Annotated in this window: 14 protein-coding genes; 9 read left to right on the top strand and 5 right to left on the bottom strand. The window is 54.1% G+C overall.

Annotated elements, in window-relative coordinates:
• Positions 1 to 88: 88 nt before the first annotated feature.
• The 3 genes from AC1AY0_RS07300 to AC1AY0_RS07290 all read right to left on the bottom strand — a co-directional run bounded on the left by AC1AY0_RS07300 (position 89) and on the right by AC1AY0_RS07290 (position 4420).
• Entirely contained in the window at positions 89 to 781 is a 693-nt protein-coding gene (locus AC1AY0_RS07300) for a L,D-transpeptidase (protein WP_476526136.1), read from the bottom strand.
• 226 nt (positions 782 to 1007) lie between these two features.
• Positions 1008 to 3698 (bottom strand): FtsX-like permease family protein, encoded by a 2691-nt coding sequence (locus tag AC1AY0_RS07295; protein ID WP_476523680.1) that lies wholly within the window; start codon positions 3696 to 3698, stop codon positions 1008 to 1010.
• A gap of 20 nt (positions 3699 to 3718) precedes the next feature.
• Positions 3719 to 4420: an ABC transporter ATP-binding protein gene (locus tag AC1AY0_RS07290; RefSeq protein WP_476523682.1), complete on the bottom strand. Its 702-nt coding sequence runs from the start codon at positions 4418 to 4420 to the stop codon at positions 3719 to 3721.
• Positions 4421 to 4617: 197 nt separating this feature from the next.
• Between AC1AY0_RS07290 and AC1AY0_RS07285 the strand changes: the two genes are divergently transcribed.
• The 7 genes from AC1AY0_RS07285 (at position 4618) to AC1AY0_RS07255 (ending at position 12910) form a co-directional block, all read left to right on the top strand.
• Positions 4618 to 5271, top strand: coding sequence for a TetR/AcrR family transcriptional regulator (locus AC1AY0_RS07285; RefSeq protein WP_476523683.1), 654 nt, complete (start codon positions 4618 to 4620; stop codon positions 5269 to 5271).
• A 19-nt stretch (positions 5272 to 5290) separates the two neighbouring features.
• Positions 5291 to 6154, top strand: a complete 864-nt coding sequence (locus AC1AY0_RS07280; protein ID WP_476523685.1) for a LysR family transcriptional regulator — start codon at positions 5291 to 5293, stop codon at positions 6152 to 6154.
• 100 nt (positions 6155 to 6254) lie between these two features.
• Positions 6255 to 6956, top strand: a complete 702-nt coding sequence (locus AC1AY0_RS07275; RefSeq protein WP_476523686.1) for a sugar O-acetyltransferase — start codon at positions 6255 to 6257, stop codon at positions 6954 to 6956.
• Positions 6957 to 7067: 111 nt separating this feature from the next.
• Positions 7068 to 7775: a LytR/AlgR family response regulator transcription factor gene (locus AC1AY0_RS07270; protein ID WP_476523687.1), complete on the top strand. Its 708-nt coding sequence runs from the start codon at positions 7068 to 7070 to the stop codon at positions 7773 to 7775.
• On the top strand, positions 7772 to 9184 hold the full coding sequence (locus AC1AY0_RS07265; protein WP_476523828.1) for a sensor histidine kinase: 1413 nt from the start codon (positions 7772 to 7774) through the stop codon (positions 9182 to 9184). Before AC1AY0_RS07270 ends, AC1AY0_RS07265 begins: the two co-directional genes overlap by 4 nt.
• A 191-nt stretch (positions 9185 to 9375) precedes the next feature.
• A complete protein-coding gene (locus AC1AY0_RS07260) occupies positions 9376 to 12324 on the top strand; it encodes a glycoside hydrolase family 3 protein (protein WP_476526134.1) in 2949 nt (982 codons plus the stop codon).
• Between the two features lie 139 nt (positions 12325 to 12463).
• The gene (locus AC1AY0_RS07255; protein ID WP_476526132.1) at positions 12464 to 12910 is read left to right on the top strand and encodes a GNAT family N-acetyltransferase; all 447 of its coding nucleotides are present in this window, start codon (positions 12464 to 12466) and stop codon (positions 12908 to 12910) included.
• Between the two features lie 71 nt (positions 12911 to 12981).
• Here AC1AY0_RS07255 and AC1AY0_RS07250 read toward each other — a convergent pair whose 3' ends face one another.
• A complete protein-coding gene (locus AC1AY0_RS07250) occupies positions 12982 to 15705 on the bottom strand; it encodes an ABC transporter ATP-binding protein/permease (RefSeq protein WP_476523830.1) in 2724 nt (907 codons plus the stop codon).
• Between the two features lie 279 nt (positions 15706 to 15984).
• Between AC1AY0_RS07250 and AC1AY0_RS07245 the strand changes: the two genes are divergently transcribed.
• A complete protein-coding gene (locus tag AC1AY0_RS07245) occupies positions 15985 to 16677 on the top strand; it encodes a response regulator transcription factor (protein WP_476523692.1) in 693 nt (230 codons plus the stop codon).
• Positions 16664 to 17755: a HAMP domain-containing sensor histidine kinase gene (locus tag AC1AY0_RS07240; protein ID WP_476523694.1), complete on the top strand. Its 1092-nt coding sequence runs from the start codon at positions 16664 to 16666 to the stop codon at positions 17753 to 17755. The genes AC1AY0_RS07245 and AC1AY0_RS07240 overlap by 14 nt, the downstream gene beginning before the upstream one ends.
• Before the next feature lie 215 nt (positions 17756 to 17970).
• On the opposite strand, the gene AC1AY0_RS07235 is transcribed toward AC1AY0_RS07240, so the two are convergent.
• Positions 17971 to 19269 (bottom strand): ferric reductase-like transmembrane domain-containing protein, encoded by a 1299-nt coding sequence (locus AC1AY0_RS07235; RefSeq protein WP_476523695.1) that lies wholly within the window; start codon positions 19267 to 19269, stop codon positions 17971 to 17973.
• Positions 19270 to 19302 lie beyond the last annotated feature (33 nt).

The following is a 19302-nucleotide window of genomic DNA, read 5'->3' as shown; positions in this document are numbered from 1 at the left end:
CACAACCGGTATACAGCGCGTGTATTGAGGGTTGCGTCCTAGTTTGCCTAATCAGCCGACAGACTAGCAGACTATCGGCCCAATACCATCAAGCAATGGTAACTGGTGTACCTTCAGGAATCTGGTTATAGAACCACTGGGCATCGGCCACAGACAGTCGAACGCAACCATGAGATGCCGGCTGACCAAGTTTTTCGCCTTCGCTCGCAATATAATCGCCAGCTTCAGGACCCGTTGGCACCGAATGGAATAAGTAGCTTCCGCGGAAGCGTACCCAGTAATCCGCTCCCATACCTTCGGAAGCATTGTAGAAATGAGTACCGCGTTGTTGAATCACATAATTGCCTCGCGGCGTGGCATCATTCATACCGCTGCTCGCAATCATCGTATATATGGTCGTACCATTAGACTTCACATACACCTTTTGTTCGGCAAGGTTCACATCCACGCTTAAGTTGGAATACTGAGACAAATCCGGCTGGGTACCCGTTGGATTAGTCCACCGAGCTCGCGCCGCCTCCTGATCTCGCCGAGCCTGAATTTCCTGATTCGCCTGCGGAACTTGACCACGTTCCATATCCACATAGGTTTCCGCCACCGGATGCTGAACTGTGGTCTGCACCGACATTTCAGGTTGTAAAGCAGTGCCACGAGACCAGTTACCAATCGCGGCATGCGCGCTGAAACCCACCAAAAGAAGCACCAACACAGCGCAGGAGGCAACCATCGCGCGCCGGCGCTTCATGCGTGCTCGTTCCCGCCCATGACGTCCTGCAACCATATCAGCCAACTTCCCTCACAATAATGGCACCTCGCGCACCTATTATATAGGCAGACGAAGTGCCACTATCCATCCGTATGTTCGCGCAATCACGAAGCCTGCGCGAACATACAAACGATTTTGTCCTCTAAATCCTTTGTAAGTTCGCGCACCACTCGTCAGTTGCGCGAACTTACAAAGGTCTTTAAGACCATTTGCCCCAATTCAGCGAGCAAAAGCAAGCCAATCACTCCGGGCTCTTGAGGGCACCAACCATGTCGATGCGGTCGAGGGAACGGTTGGTGGCGCAGCTCACCAGCAGGGTGAAGGCGAATGCCAGCACGGCTGCGGCTACGTAGCAGAACCAGAGCACATTCGGCACCAGATTCATGCCCGGCAAATCAAGCTTGGTCAGCAGCACTCCAAGCAGCGCACGGCCACACGGCATGCCAATGATGATGCCGATGGCGCTCAGCAACATCATCTCCTTGTTCACGTAGCCGCGCACTTCACGCTTGCGGAAGCCCAACACTTTGATAGTAGCGAGTTCGCGCTCACGTTCAGAAATGTTGGTGGAAGCCAGGGTGTACAGCACCACGATGGCGAGGATTGCGGCCATCACCACGATGAAGCCAATCATCACGAAGAAAATCAGGAAGCTCTTCGAGAAGTCTCGCTCCTGCTTGGCGGAGCTGACCACTGAAAGGTACTCGCTGTTTTCCGCCAAGTCATCAGCAAATGCAATCTTCGCATCCGTATCTCCCTTGACGTTAATCAAGTCGGCATTCGGCGTGAAATCAGTATCGAATGCTTTTTCGTATGCGGATTGCGTCATCACGACTAGATTGCCGGTGTAATACTGGGAAACCTCAAACACTGGCATGTCAACAGTATTGGCCATCGCATCAGTGATGTTCACGGTACTGCCGGACTGCAATGCGAGTTTCTTTGCCGCGTTTGCAGTCACGATAACACTGTCATCGCCTGCATCTGCGACTTCAATCCAGGTTCCGTTTGTCGTTTGCAAGTTGATGTAGCCGTCCATTGATTTGCCGTCCGGCACAACCATGAGCTGAGCAGTCAGCTTTGAATCGTCCGCAGAAGACGAACCATCAGCAGAGCCTGCAGATTCAGCAGAGTCCAATGTGACGCTTCCCAGCTGCAACGGCAACGTGGACGATACATCAGCATTGCCGTCAAGCTCGGACTGTGCCTTGTCATGATTGGCGGCGGAAGTCACTGCCATCACATCGTATGGCGCAATCTCACTGTGCTGACGAGGCATCAAAGTCAGCGCGGAACTGCCCATGCCGAAGCCTGCGGTCATCAGCGCAGTACAGCCCAGCACACCGATGATGACCATCAACGCGCGTGATTTGTAGCGGAACAGGTTGCGCGCAGTGACCTTGCCAAGGAAGCTCAGGTGATTCCAGACGAAACCAATGCGCTGCAGCATAATCGTCTTGCCGGCCCTCGGCGCCTTGGGGCGCATCAGCTCCGCCGGTTCCAAGCGCAGAGATCCAGCGCATGCAATCATCGCGGCACCAGTGATGGCGACTACGAACAACAGCACACCGCCCACGGCAAGGCGCCAATCAATCAGCAGCGGATAGCTTGGCAGCACATAGATTTGCGAGATCAATCGGCGAGTGAACACGAACGGCAGGCCCACAATGCCTAACAAGTCGCCCAGCAGACCTCCGAAAAGGCAGGCCGCACCTGAGTAGACCAGGTATTTGAGCATGGTTTCGTGACGCGTGTAGCCAAGTGCCTTATATGTGCCGATAAGCTGACGATCTTCTTCCACCATGCGTGTGATTGCAGTAAGACTGACCAGCAACGCGATAACAAGGAACAGCACCGGGAACATGGTGCCCAAGCGCGCAATCATTTCGCACTGCGTTTTCACATCTTCATAGCTGGTCACGGCACTGCGGTCGCGGATAACCCACTTGGCTTCCGTCATCGCATCCACAGTGCTTTTGACTTCGGCTTCAGCTTCTGCGATCTTCTGCTCGGCAGCGGTTTTGGCCGGCAAACCATCCGGCAGCGCATCGACTTTGGCCTTTTGCTCGTTGATTGACTCCATGGCCTTGCTCAGCGCAGCTTGGTGCACGGCATCGGTTCGCGCCTGTTCGCGGTTGGATTGGATGGATTCGATATTGGATTTGACCGCGTCAACCGCATCCAGATAATCGCTGTCATAAGTGTTCTTTGCCTTGGCACCATCAACCGCGATAACCACTGAAGTATATGGAGTATCCGCATCGTTGAGCGAATCGGTGGACACGAACATCGAATACACGGTTTTAGAACCGGAAACCAGAGCGAGTGGGCCATTCGGATTCACGATATCGTTCGGATCGACTACCGTGCCGACGATGGTGTATGTGCCGTCTGCGAAAGTGCCTTCAGATGCTTCAGAATCAGAAGCAGAATCCGAACTCGATGACGCAGCCGAGGTAAGCGAATCATCCGGCTTGAAGGTCAGGGTATCGCCCAATGACTTGCCGCTATCAGACAAGTACTGCTCGGTGACGGCGATTTCGTGGTCGGTTTTCGGCAATTTGCCTTGGGTAAGGTACGGCTGCTCAATGTTCTGATCATTCAGCGTCACTACAGTCGCCGAGGCCTGCTTACCATCGATGGTGGTGGTCACGCTGGCACTATGTTCGCCGGCAGCTGCTTCCACACCATCGACGTTGCGCAGAGCCGCGATGTCATCGTCATCGAAGCCAAGCGTGGAGACGATGGAAATATCGTGCATGGATGTGGAGTCGAAGAATTCATCCAATCCGGCGCGAATATCCTTGCCAACCGTATTTAGGCCGCCGAGCATCATGACGCCGACTGCCACGATGATGAGAATCGCGGCGAAACGTTTCCCGTTGCTGGCAATAGCGCGCCAAGCGTCTTTCCAAAGCGCTGTTTTCTTCATTGCTATTCCTACCATTCCCCTTACCACTCGATATCCGCGATGGGCATCGGGTTCGGGTTCTGGGTGATTTCAGTCACCTTGCCGGAGCGGAATCGAATCAGACGATCGCCCATCGGAGCGAGTGCAGAGTTGTGGGTGACCAGAGCCACGGTGATACCACGCTGACGGCAAGAATCCTGCAGCAGCTGCAGCACTTCCTTGCCGGTGTTGTAGTCGAGGGCACCGGTTGGCTCATCGCACAGCAAGAGTTTCGGATTCTTGGCCAGTGCGCGGGCGATGGATACGCGCTGCTGCTCGCCGCCGGAAAGCTGGGCGGGGAAGTTGCCGAGGCGTTCACCTAGGCCGACTTTTTCCAGAGTTTCGCGGGCGTCAAGCGCGTTTGGGCAGATTTGGCTGGCGAGTTCCACATTTTCGAGAGCAGTCAGATTGGGGACCAGATTGTAAAACTGGAAGACGAAGCCGACATCGAAACGTCGGTAGTCGGTGAGTTGGGCTTCGTTGGCTTTGGTGATGTCTTTGCCATCAATGATTACGGAGCCTGAGGTTGCTCGGTCCATGCCGCCCAGAATGTTGAGCGTAGTGGATTTGCCGGCGCCTGACGCGCCAAGGATTATGGCAAGTTCGCCTTGTTCGATGTCGAACGTGGCGTGGTTCAACGCCAGCACGGCGGATTGGCCGGAACCATACTGACGTACTACGTCATGGAATTGCAGGAAGGTCATAGCGTATCGTTCCTCTCTTGCGATTGACCTGTTCGTTTGCGCAGCGCTGTTTTGCGATTCCAAGAAATACATCATCGCGTTGGGTAATTAAATCCACGCAATTCCACATTGTGTTGGGTTAGCAATCAAAACTCGCAGTATTCCGCCATAAACACGATACGATGTTGAGTTATTGGATTACGCAGAGAGGAACCACCATGCCAAGACCGCGTGCCGACGAGCAAAGCGCACCAGAAAAAATGCAGGAGGCGTTCTGGCTGTTGCTGGAACAGAAGCCGTACACACAAATCACCATTAGCGATATCACCCGAGCCAGCGGTCTCAACCGCAGTGCGTTCTACTATCATTACGCCAATATTCCGGAGCTCGCGGACGATGCAATCGCCACCATCTATGACCAGCCGGATATCATCACGTTCATCACCAGCATCATCCGGCAAGGCGATGGCATTACGAATATCGATGGCATACGAGCCTTCGCCCTCGCCAGCTTATCCTCGCCACAACGAATCATCGGCATCCACCGACTGTCACTTATCGCCGGACCACATAGCACAGCCGGATTGATGGCTCAGCTCAAAACCCGCGTTATCGAAATCTGGATGAACGCACTGGGACGGGACCCTGACACCTTGGTTCCAGGCCAGCGCATCCTGCTTGAATTCGTGTCAAGCGGCATCCTTGGCGTCCTCGCCAAAGCGCCTACCTTATTCACTGCGGAAAATATTGAATGGCTGACTCATTCCATCATGCCGAATATCATCTCGCAGCTCGTTAATGCGTTGCAGGAAGACAACAGTTCGCCAAACTCCCCTCAGTCAGCTTCTACAATGGATGCATTAATGCAGTGAGTGGCAGAAGGGAATCACCATGGAATTGCGCGTGCTCAGGTATTTTCTGGCAGTAGCCGAAGAGGGCAATATCACTTGGGCTGCGCAATTGTTGCGCATTTCCCAGCCCACGCTGTCCCGCCAGCTGAAGCAGCTGGAAGAGGAGCTGGGCGTCACCCTGTTTGAGCGCGGAAGTCACACGATCACACTGACCGAGGAAGGGCGTCTGCTCCGCGAGCGCGCGCAAACCATTGTCTCCTTGGCAGACAAGGCGGAATACGAACTGAAGCAATCCAAAACAGAATTAAGCGGCGACATCATGGCCGGCTGCGGCGAGGTTCGCGCCATGTCGTTCCTTGCCGAGCGCATGGCCGCATTCCGCACCTTGCATTCCGGCGTACGTTTCCACGTGGTCAGCACCACAGCGGATGTGATCCAGGATCAGCTTGAGCAAGGGTTGCTTGATTTTGGCCTGCTTGCCGACCCGGTAGATACCAGCCGATACGAATACCGACGCACTAACATCACTGAGCATTGGTGCGCGCTAGTGCCGGATGGTCACCCGCTGCAAGAACGCGACCACCTCTCCCCCGCCGATTTGGCGAATGAATCATTACTGCTGCCGTCGCGCGAGCCGGTGCGTCGCGTGGTCTTGAATTGGTTTGGCTCGTACGCTTCGCAGTTGACTATTGCCGGAACCTGCAATCTTCCGGCAAACGGTGCGGCAATGGCTGCGAATGGATTGGGACTGTACATGTGCCTCGATCACAGCACCATCTATCCCGGAGTCCGCGCGGTATGGCTTGACCCAGCGTTGGAAAGTAGTTCCGTACTTGTCTGGAAGAAACAGGGTACCGCCTCACCTGCGGCGGCCGCGTTCGCCCACTTCCTGCAAACGATGTGATTCTATGCCCTGCCGGCATGCTGGCGTATGAATCATAGGTATTAGACAGCGCTAGACGGCGGCGGTTCAATGGTGACAGATTCAATCAAGGAGCACCATTATGACCGCCACCAGCACCATGCCCACAGCCTTCCCCGGCATTACCGTGGCCAGCGATATTGCCGGCATTGCAGCCACCATCGACGCTGACTGCACTACGGAATGCTGCGATGCCAGCACTTCCCCATCGGCACAATCCGCCGCAGAGAAACTGCTTGAGCGAGATCGCAATGGGGAGCCGGTCAACCCTTGCGAACCGGGCTACGACAAGGCCATTGGCTGCATTATCCGCACTACTAAGCGACTGTGCGCCGAACTGAACACCGGATATCACGATTCGAAGGAAGTTCATACGCTGTTTGAACGCATCGTCGGGCATCCAGTAGACCCGTCCTTCCGCTTGAATCCACCGTTCTATACGGATTTCGGGCATAATATCCAGCTCGGTCGAGGCGTATTCATCAACTGGTGCTGCACGCTTATGGACCGCGGCGGCATCACCATCGGTGACGGCACATTCCTTGGCCCGAATGTACAGCTCATCACCATCAACCATGTACGCGACCCGCATCATCGCGCCACCACTGTGAGCCGCCCAATCACCATTGGCAAGAACGTGTGGATTGGCGCGGGCGCGATTGTGCTACAGAACGTGACCATCGGCGACGGTGCAATTATCGGCGCAGGCGCCATCGTGACGCATGACGTGCCGGCTGGCGCGATTGTAGCCGGCAGCCCCGCGCGCGAAATCGGGCATATTTAACGCACATATTCAATTGGCTCTGCTGTCTTCCTGATATCCACTCTCCTTATAAAGAAGACAGCGCTGGTATGGTGAGTATGACAACGTGGTCCAAGACACCGAGGAGTAGCGATGGTTTCGATTGCCATAGTAGATGATGATGCTGAGGCACGTGAACTTCTCGGTGGATATATCACACGATTTGCCGCTGAGCGCGCATTAGATACGCAAATCACCGGATTCACTGACGCTGCCGAATTATTGCATCATTACAAGCCTGACTACGACATCATTTTCCTTGATATCGAGATGGCACAAGTCGATGGCATTCGCGCGGCGAAGGTAATCCGCGAAACAGACCCGGCTACAATCATCGTGTTTGTAACAAACATGGCACAACTTGCCATTAAAGGCTACGAGGTCGAAGCACTTGATTTTGTGGTCAAACCAGTTGATTACTACAGCTTCGCCATGGTAATGCGCAAGGCATTGCAACGAATAGAACGTCGGCAGAATAAAACTATCCGCCTGGTTACACGCGACACGGTGCGTGTGGTGCCACTCGACCGCATTGACTATGTAGATGTTCAGGACCACTACATTACTTATCACACCACAGATGGAGACATCACAGTTAAAGGCACGCTCGGGCAAGCCGAGACGGCACTGGAACACGGGAATTTCATGCGCTGCAACCGTTGGTATCTGGTCAATGTCGACAATATCACCGGCATCGACGGCAACACGATTACCGTAGGCGGAGAGCACATCGAAGTGAGCCGTTCAAAGAAACCGGAGATTCTACGCGCTGTGGCGCTTTCGACAGGAGGCGCTTGGTGATCGACGCAAGCAACTGGCTGGAGTTCCCCAATTACACATTAGGATCCGTGCCCCTCATTGATATATTCAACATGGAGGCGGCCTGCATTGAACTATTAGCAGCACAATGCATGTTCGCGTTGCGCTCCCCCATCCGGAAACCAGGTGCAAAGAACCGCGCGATTGTTGCAGTCATTATTATGACGATATTCGCTGTGGCCTGTACTCAATGTACTGATGGTCTTAAAGCATCCATGCTGCGGTCTCTTATTAATTTTTCATTGGCGTTTGTTATTTCCACAGTTCTGATGCGTCTCATCTGTCGCTGCGACTGGAGATTAGCATGCGGCATTGCAATCTGCGGCTACGCGGTACAACACGTTGCAGCAGCAACAGAGGAAATAATGGAGATACTGCTCGCCAATATCGCATCAATAACAAGCAGTACCGCAATATTGGGTTCTTGGATGGTCAATGAAATCATGCGTATAGCAGTATTTACCTGCATTTACATTGCTTTTTGGTATTGGTATATCCGCCATTTGGATGTATCAAAGGTTCGTTTGAGCTCTCCCCTATCACTTGCAGCATTAACCGCCAGCACATTAGCAGTCACCATAGGGTTAAGTTCCTACGCCTACGCCCAGCAGCTCGATGATTCCACTGAATTTGCCATCCGCGCCATTTCAGCGCTTACTTGCATCATTATTCTTTTGCTGTTCGGAGAGGTAGCGCACAGCCAAGCATTAACCGATGAACTAGCGTTTATACAACGCATGAATGGGCTACGCACCAATTATTATGAGCAGCTTAAAGACACTATTGAAACAACCAATGTGAGATATCACGATCTCAAACATCAGATTTCAAGACTGAGAGCAGCAACATCACACGCTATCGTCAATGAAGATCTCTCCAGTCATACCGAGGCGAATGCGATACTCGACGAAATCACCGATTCAGTGTCCGCCTATGATCATATTGCTAAAACTGGTAATGCAGCATTTGATGTAGTCCTGACCCAGAAAAGCATGGAAGCCGCGCGCAAGAATATACGCTTCACGTATATGGCTGACGCCAGCTGCGTGAGCTGGCTAAGCGATTATGATATTTATTCCTTGTTTGGCAATGCTCTTGATAATGCCATAGAAGCCGTGGAAAAACTGGAGAATCCAGCACAGCGCGTCATCAAACTCACCAGCACTGTACGAGGCAGTCTCATCATCATCCACATTTCAAATTACTATGAGACCATTCGCCACAATGAGTCAGGAGCATTAGTAACTACCAAATCAGATACTGCATCCCATGGTTATGGCATTGCCAGCATGCGCATGATTGCGCAACGACTCGGCGGCGACCTGACCATCACCACTCACGATGGCATATTCGATTTAGGATTATTGCTCCCCAAACCGGCAGACTCATAGCCCTAGATTCAAAAGCATCTATACCATTCCCGTACGCTCATCTCCCTTTCGCGCACACCCACTATCGATATCCCACGCTCCTTTCTTATCGTCAAAACATAAGCAACCCGAGGCGTTGAAGCCTCAAGGCTTATGGCACCGCTCAGCATCACGGAAGAATCGCTGACGGTATGAGATAAGAAGGAGACAACATGCTGGGAATCAATTTCTCAGATGTCATCAGCACCCTGCAATCCATCAGCGCGCAGCTGATTGCCATTGGCATAACGATTGCTGTAGCAGTACTGCTGACAATCGCCATCAATAAGCGAACCGTGCACAATCAGAGCGTTCGCAAACTCGTGCATTCTCAAACTTGGATTGCTGCAGCCATCGCAATTATCGTTGCGCTCAGCATGATGCTGTTCGGCCCACTGAACACTATGCTGTCTCTGCTATCCGGCAGCGGCACTCTTACCGAAGAGACAAGCGCTCAGACCAAAGAACTCGCCACAGATATTGAGCGCGAAGGCATTGTTCTGCTCAAGAACGACAGCAATACTTTGCCGTTGAATACAAAAAACGTGAATGTATTCGGATGGGCTTCCACAAATCCGATTTACGGCGGTACCGGCTCTGGTTCCATGAACGACCAGTATCCGACTACCTCAATCTTGCAGGGTATCGAAGATGCCGGCTTGAAAACCAATACTGAGCTATCTGACTTCTATACTTCTTACCGTGCCGATCGCCCGATCAACGGTGCTGGAACACAGGATTGGACGTTGCCCGAGCCTCCTGCAGACACGTATTCCGATGAACTGATTGCCAATGCAAAGTCGTTCTCCGATACTGCTGTAGTGGTTCTGGCTCGTACTGGCGGCGAATGCTTTGACTTGCCCAACGACATGGCAGATACCGGCAAAAATCGTCAGTTTGGTCCCGCTGAAAGTGCGGTCACAGGACCCAACGAGACCAGTGACGCAGTATCCGTTTACCATAACAATTCTGCCGACTACAACGATTTTGAAGATGGGCAAGACTATCTGGAGCTCTCGCAAAGCGAGCGCAACATGATTGACCTGGTCACTTCGAACTTCGACAATGTGGTTCTGGTCTACAACGGTGCGAATACGCTCAACTTGAGCTTTGTTGATGATTATGCGCAAATCAAGTCTGTGCTGTGGGCTCCGCCGGCCGGACAGACCGGTTTCACAGCTCTTGGCGAAGTGCTGGCCGGAAAGGTCAATCCTTCTGGTCGCACTACTGACACGTTCCTGCGTGATTTCTCCGCCGCTCCTTGGTTCAACAACTTTGGCCAGTTCCAATACAGCAATATGGATGAATTCGCAGTGGATACCGCTTTCGCTGGTCAGGATCTGCATGTAGTGCCAAGCTTTGTCAATTATGTCGAAGATATCTACGTCGGCTATAAATACTACGAAACCGCCGATGATGAAGGAGCTATTGATTACGATGCAGTAGTCCAGTATCCATTCGGCTATGGTTTAAGTTACACAAGCTTTGATCAGTCAATGGGTGACGTGACATACGAAGACGGCACCGTCAGTTTCGACGTAACAGTGACCAACACTGGCGATGCCAAGGGCAAAGACACTGTCGAAGTGTTCTACAATCCGCCCTACACCAATGGAGGCATTGAAAAAGCCAGCGCCAACCTCATTGATTTCGAGAAAACCAAGGAACTTGCACCCGGCGAATCGCAAACCGTGCATATTGAGTTCCAGGATGAGGACATGGCATCTTATGATGCGAATAATGCCCGTGCCTATGTGCTTGAAGCCGGCGATTACGGCATTTCCATCAATGAGAATTCTCATGAAGCGATCGCCGAGCAGACTGTGAACGTTCCAGAAACCATCACCTACTCTGGCGACAATCACCGTTCTTCAGACACCAACGAAGTGACCAACGAGTTTGATGACATCAAGCCGACGTTTGAGACGCTTTCTCGCGCCAATCATTTCGCTAACTTTGCTACTGCTACCGCGGCACCGTCCAGCACTGACATGCCAGAGCAGTACAAGTCCACGTTCATCAACGCCTCGAATTACGAGAACAAGAACGATGACTCCGACACTATGCCCGCTACAGGCGCAAAGAACGGCGTAAGCCTTTACCAACTCTATGGCAAGGATTACGACGATCCGATGTGGGATGACCTGCTGGACGAGATGACTTTTGATGAAATGAATCAGCTCATTGCGTTCGCCGGTTACGGTAACTCCGCGGTTGCTTCTATCAATAAACCGCGCCAGTCGGATGTGGACGGCCCTTCTACCTTGAATAACAACTTCACTGGAGTCGGTTCAATCGGCCTGCCATCCGGAGTTTCAGTGGCAAACACATTCAGTAAGGAATTAGCGCGTAAGTTCGGAGAGACTATCGGAGATATGGCACGCGAAATGAATGTAACCGGCTGGTATGCACCGGCCATGAACATTCATCGCACTCCATACGCCGGCCGTAATTTTGAGTACTTCTCAGAAGATGGTGTGCTTTCCGGCATTATGGCAGCCCAGCAGGTAGCTGGAGCACGTTCCAAGGGTGTGTATCCGTTCATTAAGCACTTTGCCTTAAACGATCAGGAAACCAACCGTGTGGCCATGCTCTGCACTTGGGCTAACGAACAGTCGATGCGAGAAATCTACTTCAAGCCATTCGAACTGGCTGTCAAGGATGGCGGTGCCACCGCTGTCATGGCTTCGTTCAATTACGTAGGCAACAGCTACTCCTCTGCCAATGAGCACATGCTCAATGGCGTGTTGCGCAACGAATGGGGATTCCAAGGTTTCGTGGAGACTGACTACTTCGGCGGCTTTGGATACCAGATTGGTGATCAGGCAATTCGTTCCGGCAACGATGCCATGTTGGCCACCATCGAGGGAACCAACGTGATTACCGATCACTCTGCGACTTCAGTAAAGGCCATGCGTACCGCTTCGCACAATATCCTGTACACGGCGGTAAACAGCTGGCTATACGAGGATGGGCAGCCAAAGGTTGAAACACCAAAGTGGCAGTACGTATACTACGCTGCTGTCGCAGTGTTGGTTCTTCTGCTGATCGGTCTTGAAGTTATTGCCTTCAGGCGCTACTTCAAACGACGCTCCGCCGCAATTAGCACAAATGCCCAGTAGCAGGCATTTGTAGGCAAGTTTCATGGGAAAAGTGGATTCCGCTTTGGCTGGAATCCACTTTTTCGCATTATGGAAGTTATTTCAGGGGTTCTCAGTCAGCCCAATCCGCCTTGCACCGCGCACCCGTATACTGAAACGCATGGAATTGACGGTGAAACGGTTCGAGGAACTGAGCACGGCAGAACTATACGAAATCTATCGGGTACGTGTGGCTGTGTTCGTGGTTGAGCAGGAATGCGCGTATCAAGAGGTTGACGATGCCGACCGGCATTGCTGGCATGTGTTCCTGCATGACGAGTCCGGCATCGCCGCTTACTGCCGCGTAATCGATGCCGGCGTCACATTCGATGAGGTTTCAATCGGCCGTGTGCTATCCACTCGCCGATTCCAGGGGCTGGGCACGCGCATCGTCCAAGCTGGACTAGATGTGGCCCGCGAGCGCGCCGGCGCACAGACAGTGCATATCGAGGCGCAAACTCATGCGCGTGGCCTGTATGAACGGCTCGGCTTCACTCAGGTTTCCGAGGAATTCCTCGAGGACGGCATCCCCCACATCGGCATGATCTGGAGTGCCGACGCGACCTGAAAGCACGTAGCAACGAGATCCGGACCGGCCGCGGCCTTATACACGCCGCGACCGCCATATCAGATTGACCGTCACTCGGTGCGCAGGGCGATGACCGGATCTTGTTTGGCGGCCTTGCGAGCGGGCAGCAGTCCGCCGAGCATGGTGATGAGCACGCTGATCGCCACCAGTACGACTGCATATCTAACCGGCAGCGCGACGGTCAGCGCTCCTGCACCGAGCAGCCGGCTAACCACGGCGTTGGCTGGAATCGTCAGCAACGCGGTGACACCCACACCCAGTAGGCCCGCGCATAGGCCGATGATGGCGGTTTCGGCGTTGAATACCTGTGAAACATTGCGCTTTGAAGCACCCAATGCACGCAATATGCCGATTTCCTTGGTACGTTCGAGCACGGAGATGCGCGTAATGATGCCGATCATGATGCATGAAACGATGAGAGACACCGCGACGAACGCAATGAGCACTGTCGAGATCACGTTGACGATGGTGGTGACCGAGCTGGTCATCAGCGCCACATAATCGGTATAGGTGATTTGTTGATCTTCATCCTTGCCTTGGTTATATGCCTCGATGCAATCGGCTATGGCTTCCTTGCTGTCAAAACTATCGGCGTAAATGCTGATTGACGAGGGTGCGTCGTAACTGACTTTACCGAATGCGGCGAGATTATCTTCGTATGCCTTTTCGATATCGTCGGCAGCGCCGCCATCGGTCTCGTCAGCGAACGCCGTACCGGTGAGCACATCAGTATCCGGCGAGGATTCCTGCGCCGTGATGACCGCACTGTCATCTGCACGTGCGATCAGTTGGTCCGTTAATTGCGAGGTGTACGCGACTGCCGTGGAAATGGTCGCATTCTGCGCGTCGTCAGTGGGCCGAATCACGCCGGATACCGTCAATGTGATGCCACGCGACTGCAACTCATCCCAATTATCGTCGCCGTCGGTCAGATAGGCGAACGTGCCGTCGCCGTTGTCCCGATAGCGATCAGAGGCGCTCACCAAGGTGAATGTGCGTCCGACGAGATCGTCGATATTCCATTCAATGGTCTTCGCATCCTTGCCGTCCGCAATAGCGTCGGCCGCTGCCATATATTCGTCGGCACTGATCAGGCCGAGCTGCAGCAGGGTGCCGGCCGGAAGTGAGTTGTTCTCGTCAAGCACGAGCATCACGTCGCCGGACTGTTCCGCCCAGGAGCCGGACAGCAGATCGTAGCTGTCACGGGTCAAATCGCTGACTGCCTCACCATTCGGCCCGGGCGTCAGTTGAGAGAAGTTCGACGCTTGCGATTCGGCCGCATCCGTCTCCATGCCCGACGCCGAACCGGATGTGATGGAGCCACTGGATGTGCCGGCCGACATCATCGACTCCATACCACTCGCGCCCGTCTGAGGCATTCCCGCACCGCCCACGGTTCCTGCATCATCTAAACCGAGTCCGGCAGCATCATCCGCATTAGTTCCAGTCAAATCGGACACGTCGGTTTCGGTGTTGATAACGTTGCCGTCCGGATTTTCGGCAAGCACCGAGAACGGCACATCGTACGAGTAGACGATGCCGTTGCCGCCCAGATATTGGCGTATGTCGCTATCCGTATCATCAAGATACTGTTTGAATTCGGTCAGATTGTTGGTTTTGACCGCGTTAGACACGACCTCGCTTTGTTCGATGTCGCTGTAGTCGACGTAGGCTTTCTCCCGATCCGTCCGGCGCTGTTCGGACGCGCCCGGCGTACCGGCTGTTCCACCGCCCACCATGGAACCCATGAGCGAGGTCATGTCGACGCTTTGGCTGTTGATCGTGATCGGATACGATGACATCGTGTCTCGCTGCAGATCGGCGATATATGTGTTCACTCCGCTGGAAAGCGCCAGAATCGAGGCGATGCCGATGATGCCGATCGAACCGGCGAACGAGGTGAGGATCGTACGCGCCTTCTTGGTGTTGAGGTTGGCAAAGCTCAATGACATGGATGTAACCCACGACATGCCCACTCGACGCGGGCGATGCACAACGCGCGTCCCACTTACGCTGTTCCGCGAATCCTCAGAATCCTTGCCTGCGGCAGAGGTCACGCACGCGTCCGTCACAGAGTCCGTTACGACATTCGCCGCATCGAACGGCATCGTATCGTCAACGATATGCCCATCAGCCAATCGCACGATGCGCGTCGAATAGCGTTCGGCAAGTTCGGGATTATGGGTGACCATGATGACGAGCCGGTCCTCGGCGACCTCGCGCAGCAGTTCCATGATCTGTATACCTGTGGCGGTGTCAAGTGCGCCGGTCGGCTCGTCCGCGAGCAGGATGTCCGGATTGTTGACCAGCGCACGGGCTATGGCGACGCGCTGCATCTGTCCACCCGACATCTGATTCGGTTTCTTGCGCTCCTGCCCAGCGAGGCCAACCTTAGCGAGTGCAGCAAGAGCCCGTTCGCGCCGTTCGCCGCGTGATACGCCGCCGATGGTCAGCGCAAGCTCGACGTTCGCGAGCACCGACTGGTGGCCGATGAGATTGTAGCTTTGGAACACGAAGCCAATCGTATGGTTGCGGTAAGCGTCCCAATCGGCGTTCCTGTACTGTTTGGTGGATACGCCGTTGATGATCAGATCACCGGAATCGTAACGGTCCAGTCCGCCGATGATGTTGAGCATCGTGGTTTTGCCGGAACCTGATGGGCCGAGAATCGAGACGAATTCACTATCGCGGAATCCCAGCGATACGTCATCCAGCGCCTGTTGGGTCAGGCTACCGGTCACATAGCGTTTCGATACGTGGTCGAGTGCAAGCATCATGGCTCCTTGTTGTACGGGATGCGAGGCTTTCCTCAGCTTGCCGCAATCGATTCAACGCAGTCTCTCGCGTACCTCTCGCCAACCTCAACTGTGAATGCACAACGCTGCGCCAACGGAGTTGCGACGATTGAGGTTCGATTGACTTTCGTGCGCTTACAATGGCCTGTAATCAAGCGGCGGCACGGCTCAGTCTGCGCTCAGCTTGCCGCTCGCCGGAAGTTTCAGTCCTTGACGGTTCGTTTTCATAACGTGGCGTCTCAGAGCAAAGGAGCGGCCATGTCCACCGTGCTTGTGGTCGAGGATGACGAGCAGCTACGCGACCTGTTCTCGGACGTGCTCGCCGAGCATGGATATGCCGTACGCACTGCGGACAATGGCGTCAGCGCATTGGATACGCTGTCGAAGAACGGTGCCGATGTAATCGTCTGTGATGTGATGATGCCACGCATGGATGGGTTCACGATGATCGGACTGCTACGCCAGATGGGCGATACGACGCCGATTCTGGTCATTACCGCACGCAGTGGCATGGCGGATAAGAAATTGGGGTTTGCCAAGGGCGTAGACGATTATATGGTCAAGCCCATCAATGTCAACGAAATGATATGGCGGGTCGACGCGTTGTTGCGCAGGTCGCAAATTGGCGTGCAGCATCGCACACGCATCGGTGGTACTGAATTCGATGCGGATACACTCAGCGTGCGGGTCGAACATGTGGATGGCGGCATGGATGAGGTCCAGCTGCCGCTCAAGGAATTCCAACTGTTGTTCAAGCTCGCCGGCTCGCCCAACCGGTTCTTCACCCGACGGCAGATCATGGAGGATATCTGGGGTTCGGAGGAAACGGCCACGCATACGTTGGACGTGCATATCAGCCGCTTACGGGAACGGTTCCGCAACAATCCCGATTTCGAGATTGTGACAATCCGTGGACTTGGATACAAGGTGGTGCAGCGTGCGAGTAAGTAGCGGATTGAGCGAGCAAGACCGGCACGGTGTCCGACGCGGCCGCTCGGTCAAAACAATGGTCGCATTCTCCGCGATGGTGTTCGTCATCATGTCCGCCACAATGTTGCTTACCGGTGCGGCGATTATTGCGTTGGGACATCTCGGATTCATTGGAGGCGACCCGCGAGGCATCACCATCATGATGTTCGCCGTGGTCAGCGTAATTGTCGGCACACTGCTTTCCAGACTAATCGGAAAGCGACCGGTTAAGTTCATCGTGGATATCAACGAGGCCACCAGGCGAGTTGCTGCAGGAGATTTTAGCGTCACCATTAATGAGGATGACATTCCAGCCACCGAGCTGCGCGAAATGGCTCATAATTTCAATGTGATGACCGACGAACTCGCCAGCATTGAGATTTTGCGCAATGATTTTGTTGAGAATGTCTCACATGAATTCAAAACGCCGATTGCCGCCATTGAAGGATACGCCACATTACTGCAGCGACGTGAGCTCAACGAGGATAAACGATTGGAGTATGCAGAGCGAATTCTAGTCAATGCCACACGGCTCAGCTCACTGACAGGCAATATTCTGTTGCTCTCCCAGTTGGATCATCAGCGTATCGAGAATACACAAGAGCGATTCAGCTTGGACGAGCAGATTCGCGAGACGCTGCTGCTGCTCGAACCACAGTGGAGCGATAAACATATCAATCTTGATGTGGATCTCGACACCGTGGATTATGCAGGCAATGCCGAATTACTAGGTCAGATATGGTTCAATCTCATCGGCAATGCAATCAAGTTCTCCGCGAATGGCGGTGAGGTCAGCGTACGACTCCATATCTTTGGCGAGCAAGTGCAGGTCAAGGTCGCCGATAATGGGCCCGGCATGGATGAGACAACCATACGGCATATCTATGATCGCTTCTATCAAGCAGACACTTCACGCGCGACACTCGGCAACGGACTGGGATTAGCCATCGCCAAACGCATCGTGGACCTGCATCACGGCACGATCGACGTTGACAGCTTCCCCGGTGCCGGCTCGACGTTCATCGTCACGCTGCCGCTGCATGAATCCATCCAGTTATGAACTCCGACCATCACTTCACATTCTGGCCTCGGAATGCGGCAAATCCGGCCAGCATGCGGCTAACACCTTCCCGCATACGCGAGCGCGGGCAGGTCAGGCACAGAATCATCAAAGCGACTCCCCCTGCGAATAACAAAAAACGTCCGCATGCACGCAACGCAACGCAACGAATACGACGACCATATGGACGTCCCAAATACGGTCCAATAACTTCACTACCACGCGAATGGTTCGTAGCAGATGTCCTCGGCGCTGACGCCGGCTTTGTGCAGCGTGCGTTTGACGGCGCGGGTCATGCCGGTCGGGCCTGCAATGAGGTAGACGGCATTCGGAGTGATGGCCGATTGCAACTCTTCTGTGGTGAAACGACCTACTTTGAGGGTTAGTAGGTTGCCAGTGTGCTGGCTCCATTCTTCAAGCTCATCATGGCATAACAAACCAGCGTAATTATGCGCGCAGTACATCATCCGCACCGGCCGGAATCCATCACCGAAGCGGAAGATGACCGGCAATAAGGGAGTGACTCCAATACCACCCGCGAACACGACGATTGGCCGACCGCCACCACGCTCGTCGAGGAATCGCCGGTAGCGACCGAATGGCGGCAACATATCGACGTCCGCGCCAGAGTTAGCCACAGACGGCAACTGCTTGGTGAAATCACCATCACCGCGAATCAGAAATGTGGCCATATCCCCGCTGTTGGGCATGTTGGCCATCGAAAACGGATGATATTCCTTCATGCCAGCGATGCGCGGGAAACGCAGGAACGAAAAATCGCCTTCCTCCCACCCGCGGCTGATGCCGGGCACATGCACAGTCAGCTCGCACACATTCGACGCTGCCATCGTGCAGGAGACAACCCGGCCATGCAGCGCGCCGAACCGTTCATGCCACCGACTGTACGCATACCATGCCAGCACTGTGATGGTTGCCACATCGGACAGCACGATGAACGGCGTGACCGTGACGATGTAACGGATTGCATGAAAGTGCGCGCAAACCAGCACTACAGCAATCAAAATTATTCGGTGCAACCACACGTTGATTTCATGTCGGAATACTCGTTCGAGTTGCCGTTTCAGCCATCCGATTGGCGGAATTGCGTCGGCAATCCACCGTGCCATGAAGATCACGGCCAGCACCACCACGGCAAACAGCAGCCAGAACGCGATATTCCCATAGGTCTTCGCCAAGCCGAACGCCGGCAAATCGGCACGGTGGAACGCCGCCAGCACCAAGGCCAGCATGCCGAGCACGCCGTGCATCATGTAGATGTTCGGCAGGCCGATCAGACGGTCGAGCCAGCGCGGACGGCAACTCAGATACACGGCTTCCAGCATCCACACGTAGGCGATGATGCCCAGAGCAATCGGCGTCATGAACGCTGTGCGGTACACCGGGCGGATGAACACCGCCATCGTCGCGACGAACGGCGCGGGTACGACGGCGAGCGCGATGATCCATGCCGCCGCGAGCCGTGTCGCAATAGGCTTGCCTGATCGTGTCATCATGGGACCTTTCGTTGGAATGGATACTGGATGCTA

The sequence above is a fragment of the Bifidobacterium sp. LH_416 genome, assembly GCF_056357055.1.
This window is presented reverse-complemented; position numbering and strand designations above follow the sequence as displayed.